Source organism: Nonomuraea sp. NPDC048881 (assembly GCF_040649795.1).
In the GTDB taxonomy this organism is placed as follows: domain Bacteria; phylum Actinomycetota; class Actinomycetes; order Streptosporangiales; family Streptosporangiaceae; genus Nonomuraea.
In genome coordinates this window covers 653,815-672,384 of the sequence record NZ_JBEZGC010000001.1, presented here as the reverse complement: position 1 = coordinate 672,384, position 18,570 = coordinate 653,815, and the positions used below count along the sequence as shown (strand labels likewise).

At 73.7% G+C, this 18,570-nt stretch carries 15 protein-coding genes; 7 read left to right on the top strand and 8 right to left on the bottom strand.

Features of this window, described 5'->3' with window-relative positions; all coding sequences use genetic code 11:
* The first annotated feature begins 127 nt into the window (after positions 1-127).
* Positions 128-865: a bifunctional 1-(5-phosphoribosyl)-5-((5-phosphoribosylamino)methylideneamino)imidazole-4-carboxamide isomerase/phosphoribosylanthranilate isomerase PriA gene (gene priA / locus AB0C33_RS03175; RefSeq protein ID WP_358283107.1), complete on the top strand. Its 738-nt coding sequence runs from the start codon at positions 128-130 to the stop codon at positions 863-865.
* Here the strand turns inward: priA and AB0C33_RS03170 are convergent.
* The 5 genes from AB0C33_RS03170 to AB0C33_RS03150 are packed head-to-tail and all read right to left on the bottom strand — an operon-like array spanning position 862 to position 7,321.
* Positions 862-1,347: an NUDIX domain-containing protein gene (locus AB0C33_RS03170; RefSeq protein WP_358283105.1), complete on the bottom strand. Its 486-nt coding sequence runs from the start codon at positions 1,345-1,347 to the stop codon at positions 862-864. The two genes, priA and AB0C33_RS03170, sit on opposite strands and share 4 nt — an antisense overlap.
* Positions 1,344-3,122, bottom strand: a complete 1,779-nt coding sequence (locus AB0C33_RS03165; RefSeq protein ID WP_358283103.1) for an ABC transporter ATP-binding protein — start codon at positions 3,120-3,122, stop codon at positions 1,344-1,346. Before AB0C33_RS03165 ends, AB0C33_RS03170 begins: the two co-directional genes overlap by 4 nt.
* 21 nt (positions 3,123-3,143) lie before the next feature.
* A complete protein-coding gene (locus AB0C33_RS03160; RefSeq protein WP_358283101.1) occupies positions 3,144-4,967 on the bottom strand; it encodes an ABC transporter ATP-binding protein in 1,824 nt (607 codons plus the stop codon).
* 28 nt (positions 4,968-4,995) lie between these two features.
* Entirely contained in the window at positions 4,996-6,051 is a 1,056-nt protein-coding gene (locus tag AB0C33_RS03155) for a Gfo/Idh/MocA family oxidoreductase (RefSeq protein ID WP_352349616.1), read from the bottom strand.
* Positions 6,044-7,321, bottom strand: coding sequence for an aminotransferase class III-fold pyridoxal phosphate-dependent enzyme (locus AB0C33_RS03150; RefSeq protein WP_358283098.1), 1,278 nt, complete (start codon positions 7,319-7,321; stop codon positions 6,044-6,046). Before AB0C33_RS03150 ends, AB0C33_RS03155 begins: the two co-directional genes overlap by 8 nt.
* A gap of 224 nt (positions 7,322-7,545) precedes the next feature.
* Between AB0C33_RS03150 and AB0C33_RS03145 the strand changes: the two genes are divergently transcribed.
* From AB0C33_RS03145 to AB0C33_RS03125, 5 genes are all read left to right on the top strand, one after another.
* Positions 7,546-8,265 (top strand): phosphoribosylaminoimidazolesuccinocarboxamide synthase, encoded by a 720-nt coding sequence (locus AB0C33_RS03145; protein ID WP_358283096.1) that lies wholly within the window; start codon positions 7,546-7,548, stop codon positions 8,263-8,265.
* Complete coding sequence (locus AB0C33_RS03140) at positions 8,252-8,956, top strand: SDR family NAD(P)-dependent oxidoreductase (protein ID WP_358283094.1); 705 nt, start codon at positions 8,252-8,254, stop codon at positions 8,954-8,956. The genes AB0C33_RS03145 and AB0C33_RS03140 overlap by 14 nt, the downstream gene beginning before the upstream one ends.
* A 43-nt stretch (positions 8,957-8,999) precedes the next feature.
* Complete coding sequence (hisG, locus tag AB0C33_RS03135) at positions 9,000-9,887, top strand: ATP phosphoribosyltransferase (protein WP_358283092.1); 888 nt, start codon at positions 9,000-9,002, stop codon at positions 9,885-9,887.
* A 71-nt stretch (positions 9,888-9,958) separates the two neighbouring features.
* Entirely contained in the window at positions 9,959-11,167 is a 1,209-nt protein-coding gene (locus AB0C33_RS03130) for an MFS transporter (protein WP_358283090.1), read from the top strand.
* 50 nt (positions 11,168-11,217) lie between these two features.
* Positions 11,218-12,657: a cation:proton antiporter gene (locus AB0C33_RS03125; RefSeq protein ID WP_358283088.1), complete on the top strand. Its 1,440-nt coding sequence runs from the start codon at positions 11,218-11,220 to the stop codon at positions 12,655-12,657.
* An 83-nt stretch (positions 12,658-12,740) separates the two neighbouring features.
* On the opposite strand, the gene AB0C33_RS03120 is transcribed toward AB0C33_RS03125, so the two are convergent.
* Together AB0C33_RS03120 and AB0C33_RS03115 are read right to left on the bottom strand one after the other, a co-directional pair.
* A complete protein-coding gene (locus AB0C33_RS03120; protein ID WP_358283086.1) occupies positions 12,741-15,902 on the bottom strand; it encodes a CARDB domain-containing protein in 3,162 nt (1,053 codons plus the stop codon).
* 71 nt (positions 15,903-15,973) lie between these two features.
* The gene (locus tag AB0C33_RS03115) at positions 15,974-16,777 is read right to left on the bottom strand and encodes a class I SAM-dependent methyltransferase (protein ID WP_358283084.1); all 804 of its coding nucleotides are present in this window, start codon (positions 16,775-16,777) and stop codon (positions 15,974-15,976) included.
* A 72-nt stretch (positions 16,778-16,849) separates the two neighbouring features.
* Between AB0C33_RS03115 and AB0C33_RS03110 the strand changes: the two genes are divergently transcribed.
* A complete protein-coding gene (locus AB0C33_RS03110) occupies positions 16,850-17,449 on the top strand; it encodes a TetR family transcriptional regulator (RefSeq protein ID WP_358283082.1) in 600 nt (199 codons plus the stop codon).
* A 9-nt stretch (positions 17,450-17,458) separates the two neighbouring features.
* Here AB0C33_RS03110 and AB0C33_RS03105 read toward each other — a convergent pair whose 3' ends face one another.
* A complete protein-coding gene (locus tag AB0C33_RS03105; RefSeq protein WP_358283080.1) occupies positions 17,459-18,484 on the bottom strand; it encodes a hypothetical protein in 1,026 nt (341 codons plus the stop codon).
* Positions 18,485-18,570: the final 86 nt, after the last annotated feature.

The window sequence follows — 18,570 nt, the reverse complement described above, 5'->3', positions numbered from 1 at the left end:
CCGGCAAGCGTTCCCGTCCGGCCGGGCGGGGGCAAGTGAACCATGGTGGTGGCCGAAGGTTGACTTCGCTTCCTGACCAGTGTTCGCGATGATGGAAAAGGGGGGTTCACGGGAGAGGAAACGACGAGTGTCCACATGCCTGACCCTCCTGCCCGCCGTCGACGTGCGCGGCGGACGGGCCGTCCGCCTGCTGCGCGGCGAGTCCGGATCCGAGACCTGGTACGGCGACCCGCTCGACGCGGCGCTGGCCTGGCAGGACGCGGGCGCCGACTGGGTGCACCTGGTGGACCTGGACGCCGCCTTCGGCACCGGCTCCAACCGGGCGCGGATCGCCGAGGTCGTCGGCGCCCTGGACATCCCGGTCGAGCTGTGCGGCGGCGTGCGCGACGACGCGAGCCTGGCGGCGGCGCTGGCCACCGGCTGCGGCCGGGTGGTGCTCGGCACCGGCGCGCTGGAGCGTCCGGCGTGGGTGGCGGAGGTCATCGCCCGGCACGGCGACCGGGTGGCCGTCGAGCTGGACGTCTGGGGCACCACCGTACGCAGCCACGGCTGGACCCGCGACGCCGGCGAGCTGTACGAGACCCTGGCCCGCCTCGACGCGGCCGGCTGCGCCCGGTACGTCGTCACCGACATCGCCAGGGACGGCACCCTCGGCGGCCCCAACCTGAAGCTGCTGCGCGACGTCTGCGCCGCCACCGGCCGGCCCGTCGTCGCCTCCGGCGGCGTCTCCAGCCTGGACGACCTGCGCGCCGTCTCCTCCCTGACCCCGCTCGGCGTCGAGGGCGTGGTGGTGGGCAAGGCGCTGTACGCCGGCCGGTTCACCCTGCGACAGGCCCTGGACGCGGTACGCAAACCGGAGTCCTAGACCGGCCGCATGGCCAGCGCGCGCAGGGCCAGCTCGACCATGCCCGAGCCGGGCGACTCGGCGGCCAGGCGGCGCAGGGCGTCGCCGTCCAGCCAGCGGGCCTCGTCGAACTTGTCCTGCTCGATCGCGGGCCGGGTCAGGTCGCCCTCGACCGTGGCCAGCACGTCGATCTCGCGGCGCAGGCCGCCGTCGCCGCCGGTCCAGTCGAAGACGTCCACCAGGCCGCCCACCCGCAGCAGCCGCCAGCCGGTCTCCTCCGCGATCTCCCTGGCCAGCGCCGCGCACAGCGTCTCGCCCCGCTCGACGTGCCCGCCGACGATGTCCCAGCAGCCGGGGAAGAGCCGCACGTGGGCCGCCCGCCGTTGCAGGAACACCTCGCCGAGCGGGTTGAACAGCACGGCGCCGACCACGCAGCGCACGCCCGTGGCGGACGCCTCCCGCTGGATCGGCTCGAACTCCGCCGGATGGGGGGCGCAGGTCATGCGGTCTCCTGGTGCGCGTAGTAGGTGGCGTAGAGCTCGGCGAACGGGCCGTCGCGGCGCAGCAGCTCGTCGAACCGGCCCTGCTCGGCGATCTCGCCGCCGTGCAGCACGAGGACGCGGTCGGCGCGCCGGATGGTGGACAGCCGGTGGGCGATCACCACGACCGTGCGGCCCGCGCACAGCCGGGCCAGCGCGTCCTGGATGCCGCGCTCGGTCAGCGGGTCGACGCTGGCGGTCGGCTCGTCCAGCAGCAGGATGTCCGGCTCGCGGACGAACATCCTGGCCAGGGCGATGAGCTGCCGCTGCCCGACCGACACGCCCTGACCGCCGGCGGCCAGGCGGTCGTCCAGGGACATCGGCATGCTGCGGTCCCACACGCGGTGGCCGATCCGCTCGACGGCCCGGACGACGTCGTCGCGGCCGGCGCCGGGGCGGCCGTAGGCGATGTTCTCGGCGAGCGTGCCGGCGAAGATGAACGGGTGCTGCGGGACGACGCCCACCCGCCGCCGATAGGCCCGCAGGTCCAGGGTGCGGATGTCGCGGCCGTCCACCAGCAGCTCGCCGCCCTGGAAGTCGTAGGCGCGGGCGATCAGCTTGGCCAGCGTGGACTTGCCGCCGCCGGTGTGCCCGACGACCGCCACCGTCTCGCGGGCGGCGAGGCGCACGTCGAAGTCGCGGAACACGGCGGCGCCGGAGCCGTACCTGAAGTGCAGGCCGCGCGCCTCAATCGCGCCGGTCAGCTCGGTCACCGGCTCGTTGCCGCTCTGGACGACGGCGTGGTCGCTGTCGATCAGCGCGAACACCCGCTCGGCGGCGGCCAGCCCCTGCTGGAACAGGCTCCAGAACGAGGCGGCCTGGGTGACCGGCTGCCAGAGCATGCCGAGCGCCTGGAGGGCGAAGTACCACTCGCCCGCCGAGAGCCTGCCGATCGCCGCGAACCGCCCGCCCTGGTACAGCACGACCGCCGTGGCCAGGCCCGCCAGCAGCGTCAGAACCGGCAGGATGACCGCGTAGATGAGCCCCTGCCGGACGTAGACCCGGTACGACAGCCGGTTGACGTCGTCGAAGTCGTCGTGGACGGCCCGCTCGCGGCCGAAGCTCTTGGCGACCGCGATGCCCAGCATGGTCTCGTGCACGTTGGCGTTGACCTTGGCCATCACCCGCCGCGTGGCGGCCGCCGCCGTGCGGGCCACCCGGCGGAAGGCCAGGGCGGTGCCCAGCAGGAACGGCAGCGCCGCCAGGATGACCAGGCCGAGGCCGGGGTCGATCCAGAACACCACGCCGCCGAGCAGCACCACCAGGAAGAGCTGGCTGATCAGGTTGAGGGTGAGGGTGAGCACCGAGCCGAAGCCCTCGGTGTCGCCGGTGACCCGGCTGAGCACCTTGCCGACCGAGTTCTCGTCGTAGAAGGCGACGTCCTTGGCGAGCGCGGCGTCGGCGGCCTCGCACTGCAGCCGGTAGACCATGCCGCCCACCAGCCGCGCGGTGATCGCCTGGCGGGCCCAGTTCATCGCCCAGGCCAGCACCGCCGCCGCGACCACGAACAGGCACAGCAGCAGGCCGGGGCCGCTGCCGCCGCCGGCCTGGTCGATCAGGCGGGAGACGACGATCGGCACGGAGGCGGTCAGCAGCACCGAGCCCGCGACGAGCAGGGCCGAGCCGATCATGCCGGCGCGGTGGGCGCGCAGCTGCCGCAGGATGCGGGCCAGCAGGCGGCGGTTGCCGTACACGCGGTCGTAGGCGTCGGCGTGCAGGCCCGCGAACAGGTCGCTCACGGGCGCCGCCGATCCTGGGCGTCAGCCACTGTAGATCTCCCGGTAGAGCGCGCAGCGCGCCATCAGTTCGTCGTGCGAGCCCTGGTCGACGACCCGGCCGCCGTCCAGCAGCAGGATGAGGTCGGCGCGGCGGATCTGGCCGGGGCGGTGCGAGACCAGCACCGTCGTGCGGCCCGCCGTCGCGCGCTCGATCGCCTCGGTGATCGCCGATTCGGTACGGGCGTCCACGGCGCTGGTCGCGTCGTCGAGGGTGAGGATGCGCGGCTCGGTCAGCAGGGCCCTGGCGATGGCCAGCCGCTGCCGCTGCCCGCCGGACAGCGTCGTGCCGCCCTCGTTGAGCACGGTGGCGTAACCGTCGGCCATCCCCTGGACGAACTCGTCCGCGCACGCCTGCTTGGCGACGCGCAGGACGTCCTCGTACCCGGCGGCGTGCGGGGCGCCGAAGGCGATGTTGTCCAGCACGCTCTTGGAGAACAGGAAGATCTCCTGGTCCACGTGGCCGATCTGGCGGCGCAGCGCGCCGGGCTCCCACTCGCGCACGTCCCGGCCGTCGATCAGCACCCGGCCCTCGGTGGCGTCGTACATGCGGTTGACCAGTTTGATCAGCATGCTCTTGCCGCTGCCGGTGGGGCCGACGACGGCGAGGGTGCGGCCGGCGGGCAGGTGGAAGGAGACCTCGCGCAGGATGTCGCGGCCCTCGTGGCGCAGCGACACCCGGTCGAAGGTGATCGTGCCCTCGACGGCGGCCGCGGTGCCGCGGGTGTCCTCGCGCTCGCCGGGGGCGCCGTCGATGATCTGCCGCATGCGCGCGGCGGCCGCGAAGCCCTCCTGGATGACCGGCACGGCCTGCTCGGACATGGTGACGGGCTGCGCGAACAGCAGCAGCCAGCCGAGATAGGTCACCACCTGGGACAGCGCCAGCTCGCCCTGCGAGTAGAGGTAGAGGGAGTGCAGGGAGCCGGTCACCATGGCGAGGGCGAAGCTCAGCGCGGGCAGGTAGACCGCCTGCGCCCGGCCGCGCCGGACGAAGGCGTCCCGGTAGGCGGCGGCGGCCGATCTCAGGGCGTGCCGCTCGAAGTCCTCCTGCGTGGCGGCCTTGACGGTGGCGATGCCCGACAGCGTGGTGGAGAAGCGTTCGTTGAGGTCGGCGAAGGTCTCGCGGGTGCGCATGACCAGCGGGTAGAGCCGGCGCAGGTGGTAGCGCAGCGCGTAGGCGAAGACCAGGACCAGCACGCCGGGGGCCAGCAGCAGCCGCGGGTCCAGCGACGCGATGAACAGGATCGGCACCAGCAGGGCCAGCACGCCGTTGGCGGCGGTGGCGGCCCCGGGGCTGAGCATGTAGTCGACGAGCCTGGCGTCGTTGATGGCGCGGGCCAGGATGTCGCCGATGCGCTGCTGGTCGTGGAAGGCCATGCGCTTGGTCAGCAGGCTGCGGTACAGCTCGTCGCGCACGTCCCGCTTGACGCGCTGGGCGACGACCTCCATCGAGCCGTTCGACAGCAGGTCGGCGACGAACCGGCCGGCCGCCAGCAGCGCGGCCGCCAGCGCCGCCACCCCGACCGCGCCGAGGTCGTGGCGGGGGCCGGTGGCCTCGGCGAACGCCGCGCCGATCTGCACGGGGACGAGCGTGGAGCACAGGCTCGCCGCCGCGGCGGCCACGGTGAACAGCAGCAGCGACGGCCGGTGCCGGCGCAGGTGACCGGCGATCCACCGGCCCACCCCCCGCGATCCGGCCCGATCCCGCGTGGCGGCCGGATCCCGCGTGGCGGCCGGATCAGGTGACCCGGCCGGATCCCGCGACGCGACCGGCCGCCCGCCCGCGGCCGGTCGCGCCCGCTCGGTCATTCCTCCCCCTCCTCGTCGGCGGCCCGGCCTAGGCCGAGGCCCGGACGGACCCGGTCAGCAGGCCGAGGCCGTTCGTCGCGGCGGTGTTGAGCTCGGCCATCACCCGGTCGCACAGGGCGGAGGCGGCCAGCGCGTCGGAGACCGACGGCACGCCCTTGACCGGAGGACGGCCGCCCGTCTGGGGCTCGGCCGACCGCTGCGCGCAGGCGTCCACGAACGCCTGCAGCTCGGGCCCGAAGCCGCTGCGCCCCCACCCGTGGTCCAGGTTGCGGGTGGCGTGCAGCTCCTGGCCGTACGGCACGCCGTCGGACAGTTCGAGCGTCACCCGTTCCAGCGACGGCGCGCTGTACCGGCTGCCGTCCATGCCCTGGACGGTGACGCCCACCATGAACCGCTTGACGTGGTTGCCCATGCGCAGCGTGGACAGCGAGCCGTCGTGGTGCCGCAGGAACAGGTTGATCTGGAACCGGTCGGCGTCACTGGCGATGGCGTGCGCGTCCACCTGGACGACCGGCGACGGCACGAACCAGCGGGCCAGGTCGAGAGCGTGCACCCCGTTGTGCCGGATCCACGCCTCCAGGGTGGTGTCCACCCCCCACTGCGGCGCGGACGGGTGGCGGCTGTAGAAGTCGATGGTCACCGAGCACGGCGTGGCCCGGATCTCCTCGCTCAGCTCGTGCAGCCGCTGCAGGGTCTCGGCGTAGCGGAAGTTGAAGCCCACCTGGACGTGCCGCCCGCTGCGCCGCACCACGTGCTCCAGGTCCTGGAGCGCGGGCGTGGACGGCCCGGCCGGCTTCTCGACGAAGCAGTCCACCCCGCGCTCGGCGAGCTGCCGGACCAGCAGGTACGACGGCTCCGGCGGGACCGCCAGCACGGCGGCGTCCACCATCTCCAGGTCGAGCTCGTCCACCGAGGAGACGCAGGTCGCGCCGCCGGCCAGCGACTGCACGTCGGCGGCCAGCGACAGGTCGGGGTCGACGCAGGCCACGACCTGGTGGCCGCGGATGCGTTGCAGGAACGGGAACAGGTTCTGCTGCATCTGGCGGCCGCAGCCGACCAGGGCGAGGCGCAGGAGGTCAGCCACGGCCGGCCCCCGCGGGCGCGCTCCACGCCTCGAACGCCTGCCGCACCCGGTCGCGCAGGTCACCCCAGTCGATGTCGCGGTGGGCCAGGCACACGAAGGACGGGTGCCCTTCGAGCAGCAGGATGCCGACCCCGGCCAGCTCGGCCAGCAGCGACTCGCGCCGCTCCTTGTCGCCCAGCAGCCCCACGTCGTGGTAGACGAGCTCGAACATGCCGCCGCCGAGCACCGGACGGGCGCCCACCAGGGCCTCGACCCCGGCGTCCGCGGCGGCCGCGGTGAAGGCGGCGGCCACCTGCGTGCCGATCCGGCCGAGCTCGGCCCAGCCGTCCGGCGAGTCGCCGACGGGCTTCTCCAGGATGTCGCGGGTGGCCAGCGCCGCGTAGACGGCGATCATCTCCTTGGAGAACGTGCCGCTCAGCCGGGCCTTCTCGGCCAGCGCGAGCAGGTCGGCGTCGCCGGCCAGGATGCTCAGCGGGGCGCCGTTGGCCAGCGCCTTGCCGATCACGATCAGGTCGGAGCCGAGGGCGTTGTCGTGGTCGTAGCCGAGGGGCGAGATCCGGCCGCCGGTCTTGGTCTCGTCGAAGACGGTGAGCAGGCCGGACTCGCGGCACATGGCGACGGCCTGGCGCAGCACGTCGGCCGTGGTGAAGGAGGCCAGGTAGGCGTCGAAGACGAAGCAGCCCAGCCGGCCGCGGTGCCGTTCCAGCAGCTCGGCGAGGGATTCCAGGCGCAGGTCCACCCAGTTGGCCACCGGCTCGGACTCGCCGACGCCGCGCATGCCGTCGGTGTAGCGCAGCTTCTCCCGCAGGGGGGAGTGCAGCGGCTCGTGCCACTTGAGCGAGTCGGCGATCTGGGAGTCGTGCCAGCCGACGTAGCCGCTGCGGATGACGCCGAGCCGGCCGGTGCGCATCGCGGCCAGCCGGAAGGCGGCGGTGACCGCCTCGGAGGCGGTCTTGAAGAACGCGCCGCGGTCGCCGGGCCGCTCGCCGAGCAGCCGGTCGAGGTATTCCTGGTGGAACGTGGTGTAGCCCGGCAGCATGACTCCGTTGCCGAGATAACCACAGAGAATTTCGTTGAACTGGGCGTCCGCGTGACCGATTATCACTGGGCCATAACCCATGACGAAATCGATGTACGGTACGCCGTTCGCGTCGGACACCTCGCCCCGCCGCCCCCGCGAGAACAAGAGCTGCTGCCCCGCGGACCTGAACTTACGCGTGATCTTCGAGTGAGCTATGCGCTCATATTCCGACAACGATCCTCCCCCCATTGGGATTCTAATTAGGCTCGGAATTTCAATTTCTGAAGACAGTACCGTCCGGTCGCCGGGACCCGTCAAGTACTCTTTCTTCCAGTGCTCCAGGCAAGGGCGGACGACATATCAAGACCGCGAGAGCCACGTCAAGTGCTCCTTTTTCCAGGGTCACGCCGCCTTGACAGCGAGGTACTCGCAATATCAAGTTGTATGGGCCATTGTCGGCGGATGGAGGCGACGTGGATAACGGATCAGATCCGGGAACTCCGGCCGGCCGGGGCGAGCCGGATATCGTCGGGCGCAGTAAGCGTCTGTGGCTGCTGCCCGAGGGGCGGTGCCTGGTGCAGATAATCCCCAGCCTGCGCAGTTTCACGTACCACCGCGATGAAATCGTCGAGCGCACCGGGCCGCTCCGGCTCGATTTCTACGAAAGGGCGGCGGCCCGGCTGGCCGACGCCGGCGTGCCGTGCGCGTTCCGGGAACGCGTCTCGGCCGACTCGTACGTGGCCGACTACTGCCCGGCGCCGCCGTTCGAGGTGATCGTGAAGAACCGGGCCACCGGATCGACCACCCGCAAGTACCCCGGCCTGTTCGAGGACGGGGCCCCGCTGCCGCGCCCGGTCGTGAAGTTCGACTACCGGACCGACCCCGAGGACCAGCCGATCGGCGAGGACTACCTGCGCGCGCTCGGCCTGCCGGTGGAGGAGATGCGCGAGCTGTCCCTCGCCGTCAACGACGTGCTGCGGTCCTGGCTGCGCCCGCTGGAGGTGTGGGACTTCTGCCTCATCTTCGGTCAGGCGGCCGACGGCGGGCTGACCGTCATCTCCGAGATCTCCCAGGACTGCATGCGCCTGCGCCACCAGGACGGCTCCCCGCTGGACAAGGACCTGTTCCGGGACGGCGTGGCGGGCGAGGAGATCGTGAACCAGTGGAGCCGCGTCCTCGATGTCATCACATGAGACCCCGGCCGCGCTGGTCACCGGCAGCAACCGGGGCAGCGGGCGGGCCATCGCCGAGGAGCTGCGCGAGCGCGGCTACCGCGTCTTCTCCCTGAACCGCTCGCTCACGGGCGAGGACTGGCTCGGCGAGCACAGGTGCGACCTGGCAGACCCGGCGCAGATCGCGGAGGCGACCGCCCAGGTGCTCGGCGCGGCCGGCCGGCTCGACGTCTGCGTGTCCAACGCGGTGGACCGGGTGCTCGACCCGATCGCCGACCTGCGCGCCGAGGACTGGGAGCGGCTGGTCGCGATCAACCTGAGCGCCTGCTTCCACCTGCTCAAAGCCGTCCTGCCGGCGTTGCGGGCCGCCGGCGGGATGTTCGTCGCCATGGGCAGCCACGCCGGGACGCGGTACTTCGAGGGCGGGGCCGCCTACAGCGCCACCAAGGCCGGGCTGAAGGCGCTGGTCGAGACGCTGCTGCTGGAGGAGCGCCGCAACGGGGTGCGCGCCTGCCTGGTCTCGCCGGGCGCCATCGCCAACCTCGACGGCGACGGCTCTCCGCACAAGATGAGCACCCGGTCGGTGGCCCGCTGCGTGGCCACCATCGTCGACTCATGGCCGGACGACCTCGTGGTGGGCGAGATCGAGGTGCGGCCGTCCTCCCTGCCCGAGCCGCCCGTCGTCGGCATCGACCGGCTGCTGCACGTGTGACCCCGCCGCCCCGCCGTCCCCGCCGCGCCCGTCAGGAGGAACCATGATCTCGCTCGCCCTGCCGAAGGGCTCGCTGGAGCGGCGGGCCCTGGAGCTGTTCGCGACCGCTGGGCTGCCCGTACGGCGGCGCTCGGACCGCTCCTACCGCGGCACGGTGGACCACTCCGGCGTGTCGCACGTGGCCTTCTACAAGCCGCGCGAGATCCCCCTGGTCGTCGGCGACGGCACCTTCGACCTCGGGCTGACCGGCGCCGACTGGGTGGAGGAGACCGGGGCCGAGGTCGAGGTGGTGGAGTCGTTCGACTACTCCAGGAACACCGAACGGCCGTGGCGGCTGGTGCTCGCGGTGCCGTCCGGCCATCCGGCCCGCAGCGCCGCCGACCTCGACGACGGCGTCAGGGTGGCCACCGAGTACCCGAACATCGGCCGCCGCTTCTTCCGCGAGGCGGGACGCCGGGCCGAGGTGGTCGTGTCCTACGGCGCGACCGAGGCCAAGATCCCCGAGCTGGCCGACGCCATGATGGACGTCGTGGAGACCGGCCACTCGCTGCGCCAGAACGACCTGCGCGTCATCGAGACCGTGCGGACCTGCGGCGCGCAGCTCGTCGCCAACCCGGCCGCCTACGCCGACCCGGCCAGGCGCGGCGTGATCAGGAACATCGCCCTGCTGCTGCGCGCCGCCTGGGTGGGCCCGGCCCACGTGCTGCTGACCGTGCGCGCCCCCGCCGACCGGCTGGCCGAGGTGGTGCCCGCGATGCCGGGCCGGTCGTGGCGCGCGGGCGCCGACCTCGCGGACGGGACCATGGTCGTGCTCCAGGGCGTCCTGCCCAGGCGGGAGGTGCCCGAGACGATCGACGCGCTGCTGTCGGCCGGGGCCGTCAACGTCACCGAGTCGGGCATCGGCATCTTCGCCACGGGGGAAGCGGGTTGATCGGCGCCGCCGGCATGGCGAAGATCGGACGTGGGAACCCTGGCCCGCGGAGCGCAGTGCGAAGGAGACTCATGGACCCCCGGTCGGCGGCGAAGATCACGGAGGCGTCCCCGCGGCGCTCCCCCTGGCTGACGATCCTGCTCGTCTACGTCGGCGGGGTCGTCGGCGCGATGAGCCTCGGCAAGTTCTCCTCGGTCGGGCCCGCGATGGCGGCCCAGCTGGGGCTGTCGCTGTCGGAGCTGGGCTGGGTGATCTCGGCGGTGGTCGGCGTCGGGGCCGCGGTCGGCCTGCCGGCGGGCTATCTCGTCCGCCGCTTCGGCACCGGGCGGTCGCTGGTCACCGGGCTGGTCCTGATCGCGGCGGCGGGCGCGGCGAGCATGGCGGCGAACGACTTCGCCTGGCTGCTCGTCGCCCGCGGCGTCGAGGGCGTCGGCTACGTCCTGGTCACCATCTCCTGCCCGGCGCTGATCCTGCGCCTGGCCCACGAGCGCGACCGGGGCACCGCCCTGTCGGTCTGGGCGACGTTCGTCCCGGTCGGGCTGGGGGCCAGCACGCTGGCCGGCGGCGCGGCCGGCGACGCGCTGGGGTGGCGCGGCTGGACCGGCCTGATCGCCGGGCTGACGCTGCTGGTCGCCGCGGTGACGTGGGCGCGGCTGCCGCGCGGCGGCGCGGCGCAGGCGGCCGGGCCGGTGCCCCGGGCGCGGGCGCTGACCTGGCCGGGCGTGCTGGCCGCGGCCTTCTGCCTGACGGCGCTGGTGACCATCCCGGTGATCGTGCTGCTGCCCACGCTGCTCATCGAGCAGTACGGCCGCTCGGCCGCCGCCGCGGGCGCGCTCACCTCGGTGATCTCGCTGCTCGGCGTGGCCGGCGGGCTGGCGGTGGGCGTCCTGCTGCGCAGGGGCGTACGGGTCGGCGTGCTGGCCCTGTCCGGCTTCCTCGTCGTGCCGGCCGCCTGGATCCTGTACGCCGGCGGCTCCGCCGGGGGCGCGCTCACCGGCGCGGGTGTCATCTCCATGGAGAACGGCTTCCTCGGCGCCCTGGTCTTCGCCGCGCTCCCCCTCATCCTGGAGCGCCTCGACCACGCCGACGTCGGCAACGGCGTCATCGCCCAGGCCGGCAGCCTCGGCTCCCTGCTCGGTCCCCCGCTGTTCGGCCTGGTGGCGAGCGAGCTCGGCTATCGGGCCCTGATCCCCGTCATCGCCGTCGGCATCGTCGCCGCCGTCGGCGCCCTGCTGCTGATCGGCCGGCGGGCGGCCCGGCCGCTCCCAGCCGCCGACTGACCCGGCGAAGGGCCGGGAGCCCATCGCGGGATACGCAGGAAGGTGCGACCATGCGCGGACACGACCCGCTCGACGACACCGAACAGGCCCTGCTGCCCGCCCCGGCCCGGGGCCTGGCAGTCGCGCTGCTGCTGATCGCCGTGGCGGGCGTGTCGATGTTGCTGGTGTTCGGGCCTGGCGCGCAGCAGCCGGGGCATCCGGCGGCGCCGGCCGCGCCCGCCGGGGTGCCGCCCGCCCAGTCGATCCTGCGGCTGTTCCTCGCCGTGGCGGTCATCGGCGGGCTGGCCTCGCTGGGCGGCGTCCTGGCGCGCCGGGCGGGCCAGCCGTCCGTGGTGGGGCAGATGGTGGCCGGGCTGCTGCTCGGGCCGTCCGCGCTGGGCTCGCTGGCGCCGGGGGTGTCCGCGCTGATCCTGCCCGGCTGGGTCGCGCCGCAGCTCGAACTGCTGGCCCAGGCCGGGCTGGCGGTCTTCATGTTCACGGTGGGGCGGGAGTTCGACCCGGCCGCCCTCGGCCGGCAGCGCGTGGTCGTGGGGGTCGCCGCGCTGGCGATGACGGCCGTGCCGTTCGCCCTGGGAGCGGTCGCGGCGGTCCCGTTCGCCGGCGCGCTCGCCGGGCCGTCGGCGTCGGGCACGGCGTTCGTCCTGTTCGCCGGGACGGCGTTGAGCGTCACCGCGTTCCCCGTGCTGGCCAGGATCCTCCAGGAGGCCGGGCTGACCGCCACCCGGCTGGGCTCGCTGGCGATCCTGTGCGCGGGGCTGGCCGACGTGCTCGCCTGGTGCGCGCTGGCCGCGGTGATCGCCCTCGCGCACGCCGGCTCCCCGGCGGGCGTGCTGACCTCGCTGGGGCTGGCCGCCGCCCTGGTCCTCGCCGTGACCCTCGTCGTACGCCCCGCGCTCGCCGCCCTGGCGGCCCGGCACGCCGCCCGCCGGCTGCCCGCTCCGGCCGCGCTCGCGCTGGTCCTGGGCCTGATCTTCGCCCTGGCGGCGGCGACCGACGCCATCGGCGTGCACGCCATCTTCGGCGCCCTGCTGGCCGGGGTGGCCTTCCCCCGCGACGCCCCCGTGCTCGGCGCGGTGCCCGAACGCCTGGGCTCGCTCAACCGCGCGATGTTGCTGCCGGTGTTCTTCGCCTCGATCGGGCTGCGCACCGACGTGCATCTGGCGTTCGGCCATCCGGTGGTGCTGCTGGGCGGGGCGGTGCTGCTGGTGGCCGCCGTCCTCGGCAAGCTGGGCGCGGCCGGGGTGATCGCCTGGGCGGGCGGCATGCCGGGGCGACTCGCGCTCGGGCTCGGCGTGCTCATGAACGCCCGTGGCGTCACCGAGATCGTCGTGCTCAGCACCGGGCTCGGCATGGGACTGATCGCGCCCGGCACGTTCACGGTGCTCGTGCTGATGGCCCTGATCACCACCATGATGACCGCGCCGGCCCTGCGCCGCCTCGGCCTCTACGCCCCGGCCAGGGCCGAGCCGCGGACGCCGCAACCGGCCTGAGCCGGCCGCGGCGTCCTCATGGCGGCGTCCTCATGGCGGGGCCCTCATGGCGGGGCCCTCATGGCGGGGCCCTCATGGTGGGGTCAGTAGACCTCGCTCCGGTTGTTCACGAGCTCGTCGAGCATCGAGGTGGTGTCGGACCAGCGCCCGGCCGCCGCGCCGCCGGGCGGCAGGGCGAGGGTGGCGAAGGCGTACCTGACCGCCTCGCCGACCGTGCGCACCCCGAGCCGCCGGACGAGCGGCGAGTCGAGCCGGGTGCTCGCGTTGACCTGCCGGGCCGCCAGGTCGAGCAGCGTGGCCAGCAGCTGGAACCGGACGGGCCCCGGTTGCGGGCCGCCGGCCGACAGCGCGGCGACGGCCTCGGCGTCGGCCAGCTCGCCGTCCGCCTGGCTGTCGAAGCGCTGGTCGGTGGCCTGGACGCGGGCCAGGAACTCGGCGGTGCGAGCCTCCTGGTGCGTCTTCCAGTAGCCGTGCGAGCGCGGGTCACGGGTCGGGGCGACCTCGGTGACGGTCGTCGTGGCGGACGCCGTGGCGGGCTCGTAGACGCAGCCGTTGGCATTCCGGTACGCGGCGGCCGCCGTGTCGGGCAGCTCGGCGCCCTTCGTGAACAGCAGGCCGGGCCGGGCCGTGAACCCCACGGACACGTCCGCGCCGGGGTCGAGGGGGCCGAGCGTCCAGGTCAGGGTGGTGGTGCCGTCCGGGTTGCGGGTGACCGTCCCGGGCCGGGGGCCGGTGCCGCGGTCGAGCGCGCTGCTGTAGTAGACGTCCTTGGGCAGCGTGTCGGTGAGGACGACGCCGGTGGCCCTGCCGCTGCCGACGTTGGCCGCCCGCAGCCCGACGGTCATGGCCTCGCCGGCGTTCACCGTGGCCGGGGCGGTCTTGGTCAGGGTGAGCCGCGGCGCGTGCACGGTGGTGGCGGCCTTGGCGGTGTTGTCGCCCGTGTCGGCCTCGGGGCCGCCGGCGGTGTCCGTCGCGGTGGCGGTGGCCGTGTTGGTCAGGACGGCCGCGTCGGCCGTGTCGCACGGCACCGTGTACGTGAACGTCTCGGTCGTGGACCGCCCGGCGCCCAGGTAGGGAACCTGGCGGGCCTGGGCCGGCCCGGTGGGCGGGGTGTCGGTCACGCCGACGGAGGCCGCCGGGCCGGTGCCGACGTTGTCCAGCTTCACCTGGTAGGTGAGGGTGTCGCCGGGTTCGGCGTCGCGCTTGTCGACGCTCTTGGCGGTGACGAGGTCGGGGTCGTAGAGGTTGAAGAACGACATCTCCTGCCGTACGGCGGCGGTGAAGTCGAGCTCCTTCTCCGGCTCGCCGCCCGAGCCGCTGCACGTGGGCGCGGAGACGGGGAAGCTGCTGCAGGCCCAGCCCTTGGCGTCGGGCGAGAGCGCGGCCCGGTACTTGACGGCGGCCCAGTCGTCGTGGTCGCGCAGGGTCGTGCTGCCGCCGCTGGCGTTGACGTCCACGTTCACCGTCCCCGTGTCGATGAGCGGGGCGCCGGTGCCGGGGGCGGTGTTGTCGTTCCAGTTGATCGGCGCGTTGCCGGCGGCCGAGCGCAGCGGCCGGAACGTGCTGGTGGGGTTGGCGAGGTTGTCGGTCCACCAGAAGGTGTGGTCGGTGCCGTCGCCGATGCCGGCGGACTCGTTCAGCGTGCCCTCGGCGAGCGGGGGCAGGCGGCCGCTGGAGTAGCCGACCCGGATCGCGCCGATCTTCCAGTCCCTGAGCTGGTTGACCAGCAGCGGCGGCGGGCCGGTGGGGATGCCCGACTGGAAGAAGTAGTTCATGACGCTGAGGTAGTTGGGCTTCCACTGGTCGTTGACGTCGCCGCCGTGCCGCAGGCCCAGGGCGTGCCCGAGCTCGTGCATGATGGTCCCGGCCTGGTCCTGGACGGTGCCGACCTCGGCGTCGTCTCGGCCGGTCCCGACGGTGAGCACCTGCCGGTCGGTCGGGTCCGCGCTGGTGGTGTCGCACGTACGGTCCGGGCCCACGTGGATCTGGGTGCCGATCACCACGTCGTCGCCCGCCGCGGTGGTCTGGAGCCGGCCGTCGCCGCCGTAGTCCACGCCGAAGTCGGCCACGCACATCGTCCGCCACGAGCCGAAGGTGACGATGAAGTCCTTGTTGTTGTCCCTGGTGGGCTCGCAGCACTGCCCCGACGTGCCCGGCGACGTCGAGCTCCCGGTCGCGGTGGTGACGACGAGGTCGTGGGCGAAGATCGCGTAATGGGCGTACCTGGCCAGCTCGGCGGGGAAGTCGGCGGTGCGCGCGTCGCGGAAGTCGCTGTCGTCGGCCAGGCCCATGGCGGCCTGCTCGGGCAGTTGCGTGCCCTGGAGGTAGACGAAGTCGACGCCGTCCCGGTGCGTCCCGGGGTACGGGCACGGGTTCTCGGCCTTGACCGGCGCGGCGTCGAAGGCGTTCCGGACCAGGGTGATCGCGTCCGGCTTGGGCCGGTGGGAGTGCCTGGCGTCGGCCATGTAGTCGGCCTGCAGCACGATCGTCTTGCGGCACGGGTCCGCGCCGAGCGCCGGGAGGTCGGCGATGACCCCGCCGTTCCGGTCGCGGATCCCGGACAGCTCGACGAGGTCGGGGATGCCGTCGTGGTCGGTGTCGGGCATCACGGTGGAGACGGTGAAGCCGATCCTGGTCTTCCTGCCGTCGTTGTCCCTGGGGAAGCCGTGGTCGCCGTCGCCCTCGGCGCACGTCTGGCCCTTCTGCCGCCCCTGGGAGTCGACGCACGGCGTGCCGAACTGCACGCCGTCGCCCGACAGGGTGCCCGAGCGCACGTCGTAGACGAGGTCGAGGTCGAGGTCGTCGTTCTGGGGGCTGATGTCCATGCGGTCGTCGTTGGTGTTGAGGCCGCCGTCATAGTCCCAGAGGGCGACGGTGATGTTCACGGTCGGCTGGTCGCCGGGCAGGTCGGACTTGGTGAAGACCCAGCCGCCCGGTGCCTCGGGCAGGCCGAGGGGCTCGAACTCGTCGTCCTCGATGCGCGGGCCCGTTTCGAGCGGGCCGTCGGCGATCCTGACCTTCGGGTAGTAGTCGCCGTCGCCGACGCCGCCGCTGTCCGGGTCCTCGATCTGGCGGAGATAGTCGATGGAGAAGGTCAGCGAGAAGCCGGGGACCGCGGCCGACGCCGGCGTGGCCAGCGCCGGGATCAGGGCGGCGACCAGCACGCCGATCGCGGCGAACGAGAGCCGCCCGCGCCACCGCGCCGGCCCTTTCCGCCCGGTTCTCATGCCATGTGTGACGCTCACGGTGGTTCCTCCTGGGGTGTCGCTCTGAGGAGGATCGTCCGCGCGCGCTCCCATGGCCGCATGAGTAACGGCTACTCAGCCCGCCGGACGGCGGTGAGCACCAGGACGTCGTAGTGGACGGTGAAGGCGCCGCCCGCCGCGTCGATCGCGGCCCCGATGCCCGCCAGCAGCGCGCTGCGCCGCTCCGGCGGCAACCCGGTGACCGGGCCGTGCGTGGGCACCTGCGCCAGCCACTCGTCGCGGGTGTAGTCGCGCTCCCACGCGTAGTCCCACCGCTCGGGCTCGCCGAACGCGCCAGAGGCCCGGACGCCGTCGGCGATCTTGTCGAGCAGCGACGTGTACATGCCCAGGGCGGGGCCGGCCTGGCCGAGCGCCGGCAGGTCGGGCAGCACCCGGCGGTAGACCTCGGCGAAGGGCTCGGCCAGGGCGTCCGGCGTCTGGAAGACGTTCCAGAACAGCGCCAGCCTGCCCGCGGGCCGCAGCACCTGGGCCGCCTTGGCCGCGCCCGCGACCGGGTCGATCCAGTGCCAGGTCTGGCCGGCGACGACCGCGTCGAACGTGCGCCCGGCCGGGTCCCAGGACTCGAAGGCGGACACGTCCACCTCGATGCCGTCGCGCCGGGCCAGGTCGGCCATGCGCGGGTCCACGTCCACGCCGGAGACCCGGCAGCCGGCCGCCTGGAACTGGCGGGCCGCGATGCCCGTGCCGATGCCGACGTCGAGCACGTCGGGGCCGGGGCTCGACCCGGCGATCCGGGCCACCATCTCCTCGGGGTAGCGGGGGCGGGTGCGGTCGTAGCGGTCGGCGTCGGCGCCGAAGGACTCGGCCATCCGCCGGTGCAGGTGCGGCTCGTTCTCGGAGGTGTTAGTGGGCATGCGCCCACTCTAATGGGCACGTGCCCACTCGTCTACCCTGAACGGGATTCGCCGAGAAAGGAGACCGGCCCGGTGCCCACCGGCATAGCCCTCCGCGACGTGCGCGAACAGCTCTTCGACGCCGCCGAGCGCATCCTGCTCCGCGACGGGCCCAACGCCCTGACCAGTCGCGCGGTCACCACCGAGGCGGGCTGCGCCAAGGGCGTGCTCCACCGCCACTTCGCCGACTTCGACGCCTTCCTCGCCGAGCTGGTGACCGACCGCATCCGCCGCGTCGAGGCCCAGTCCGCCGCCCTGCGGGCCAGCGCGGGCACCGGCACCGTCGCGGGGAACCTCACCCGCGCGCTGCTGGAGCTGTTCGGCTCGGTCGCCGTGGCCGTCGTCAGCCTCGTCATCTCCCGCGACGGCCTGCGCGCCCGCCTGCGCCAGGCCGGGTCGGCCGGGCTCCCGCTGCTCGGCGAGGCCACGACCATGATCGCCGCCTACCTCGCCGCCGAGCGCGAGATGGGCCGCATCGCGGTCGACGCCGACGTCGACGCCCTCGCGCTCACCCTGATCGGCAGCGCCCACCTGCTGTTCGCCGGCCGTGAGGACGACCCGCCCGACGCCGCCGTCGTCGAGTGGATCGTCACCACGGCCATCGCCGACGCCGTCCAGCGCCGCCTGCTCTGAACCCCCGCCTCACCGGGCCGCGGCCGCCCCCAGGGCGATGGGCCACACGACCAGCAGGTACGCCTCCGACGGCTGGTTCGACGGCGTCGGCCGGTCCCGGCGACGGCCGTGGACGCGCAGGCCGTACCGCCCGGCGCCCTGGGGCGTCAGGTCGATCGGCTCGTCGGCGACGCCTCGCACGCGCATCACGCCGGTGGTGGTGACGAACTCGACCTCCTCGCTCTCCTCCCAGCCTCGGGCGGCCGCCACGGGCGGGCCGTCCTGCCAGTTCACGTGCAGGCCGACGCGTCCCGCGCGCTTGGCCGTACGGATGAGCAGGGAGTCGGGGGCGGCGGCGACCAGCCCGTCCGGCAGCGGCGGCGGGACGGCGGTGTCCTGGAAGGGGTTGACGATCCGGATCCGGTGGTCGGCGGTCCCCACCGTGACCCGTACCGGATGCGGCAGCGCCGGCCTCTCGTCCCGGCCCGACGCCAGGCGACCGCGCTCCGAGTGCGGGAGGCCGTGCTCGCGCGCCCATCGCCGGATCTCGGCCGACTTGTCGGGCAGGCCCAGCTCCTCGGCGACCCCGATGCCGAGGCTCGCCACCGCCTCCGGCCCGGTCTCCACCGGCCAGACGGTCACCAGGTAGAACTCGAACGGCACCTTCGGCACCGCGGCCGGGTCGACGTCCCGGCCGCGGGCCTGCACGCGCATGCCGTAACGGCCCGGCCCCTGGGGTGTCAGGAGGGGCAGGGCGTCCGGCGGGGCGTGCATCATGCCGGACAGGCGCACCTCGCCGGTGAAGGTGACGAGCTCCACCTCCTCGCTCTCGTCCCAGCCCTCGGGGTCGAGGGGCGGGGCGGTCTCGGCCAGCCGTACGGTCACGTCCACGACGCCGGTGTGGATGCCCGTCCGGATCACGGCGGCGCCGGGCGCCGAGGCGGTCAGTCCGTTGGGGACGGTTCCCGGATGGGCGCGGCCCGGCTCGCCGACCACGATCTGGTGATAGGTGACGTGCACGTCGGCCCTGGCTCGGGCGGGAGGTAAGTGGATCATCCCCGGAAGCCTAGCCCCGGCCGCCCGGACGTGGCCCGTGGGAGGGATCTTGGGGCTACGATCTCCCCCGTAGCCCCTTTCGTCCG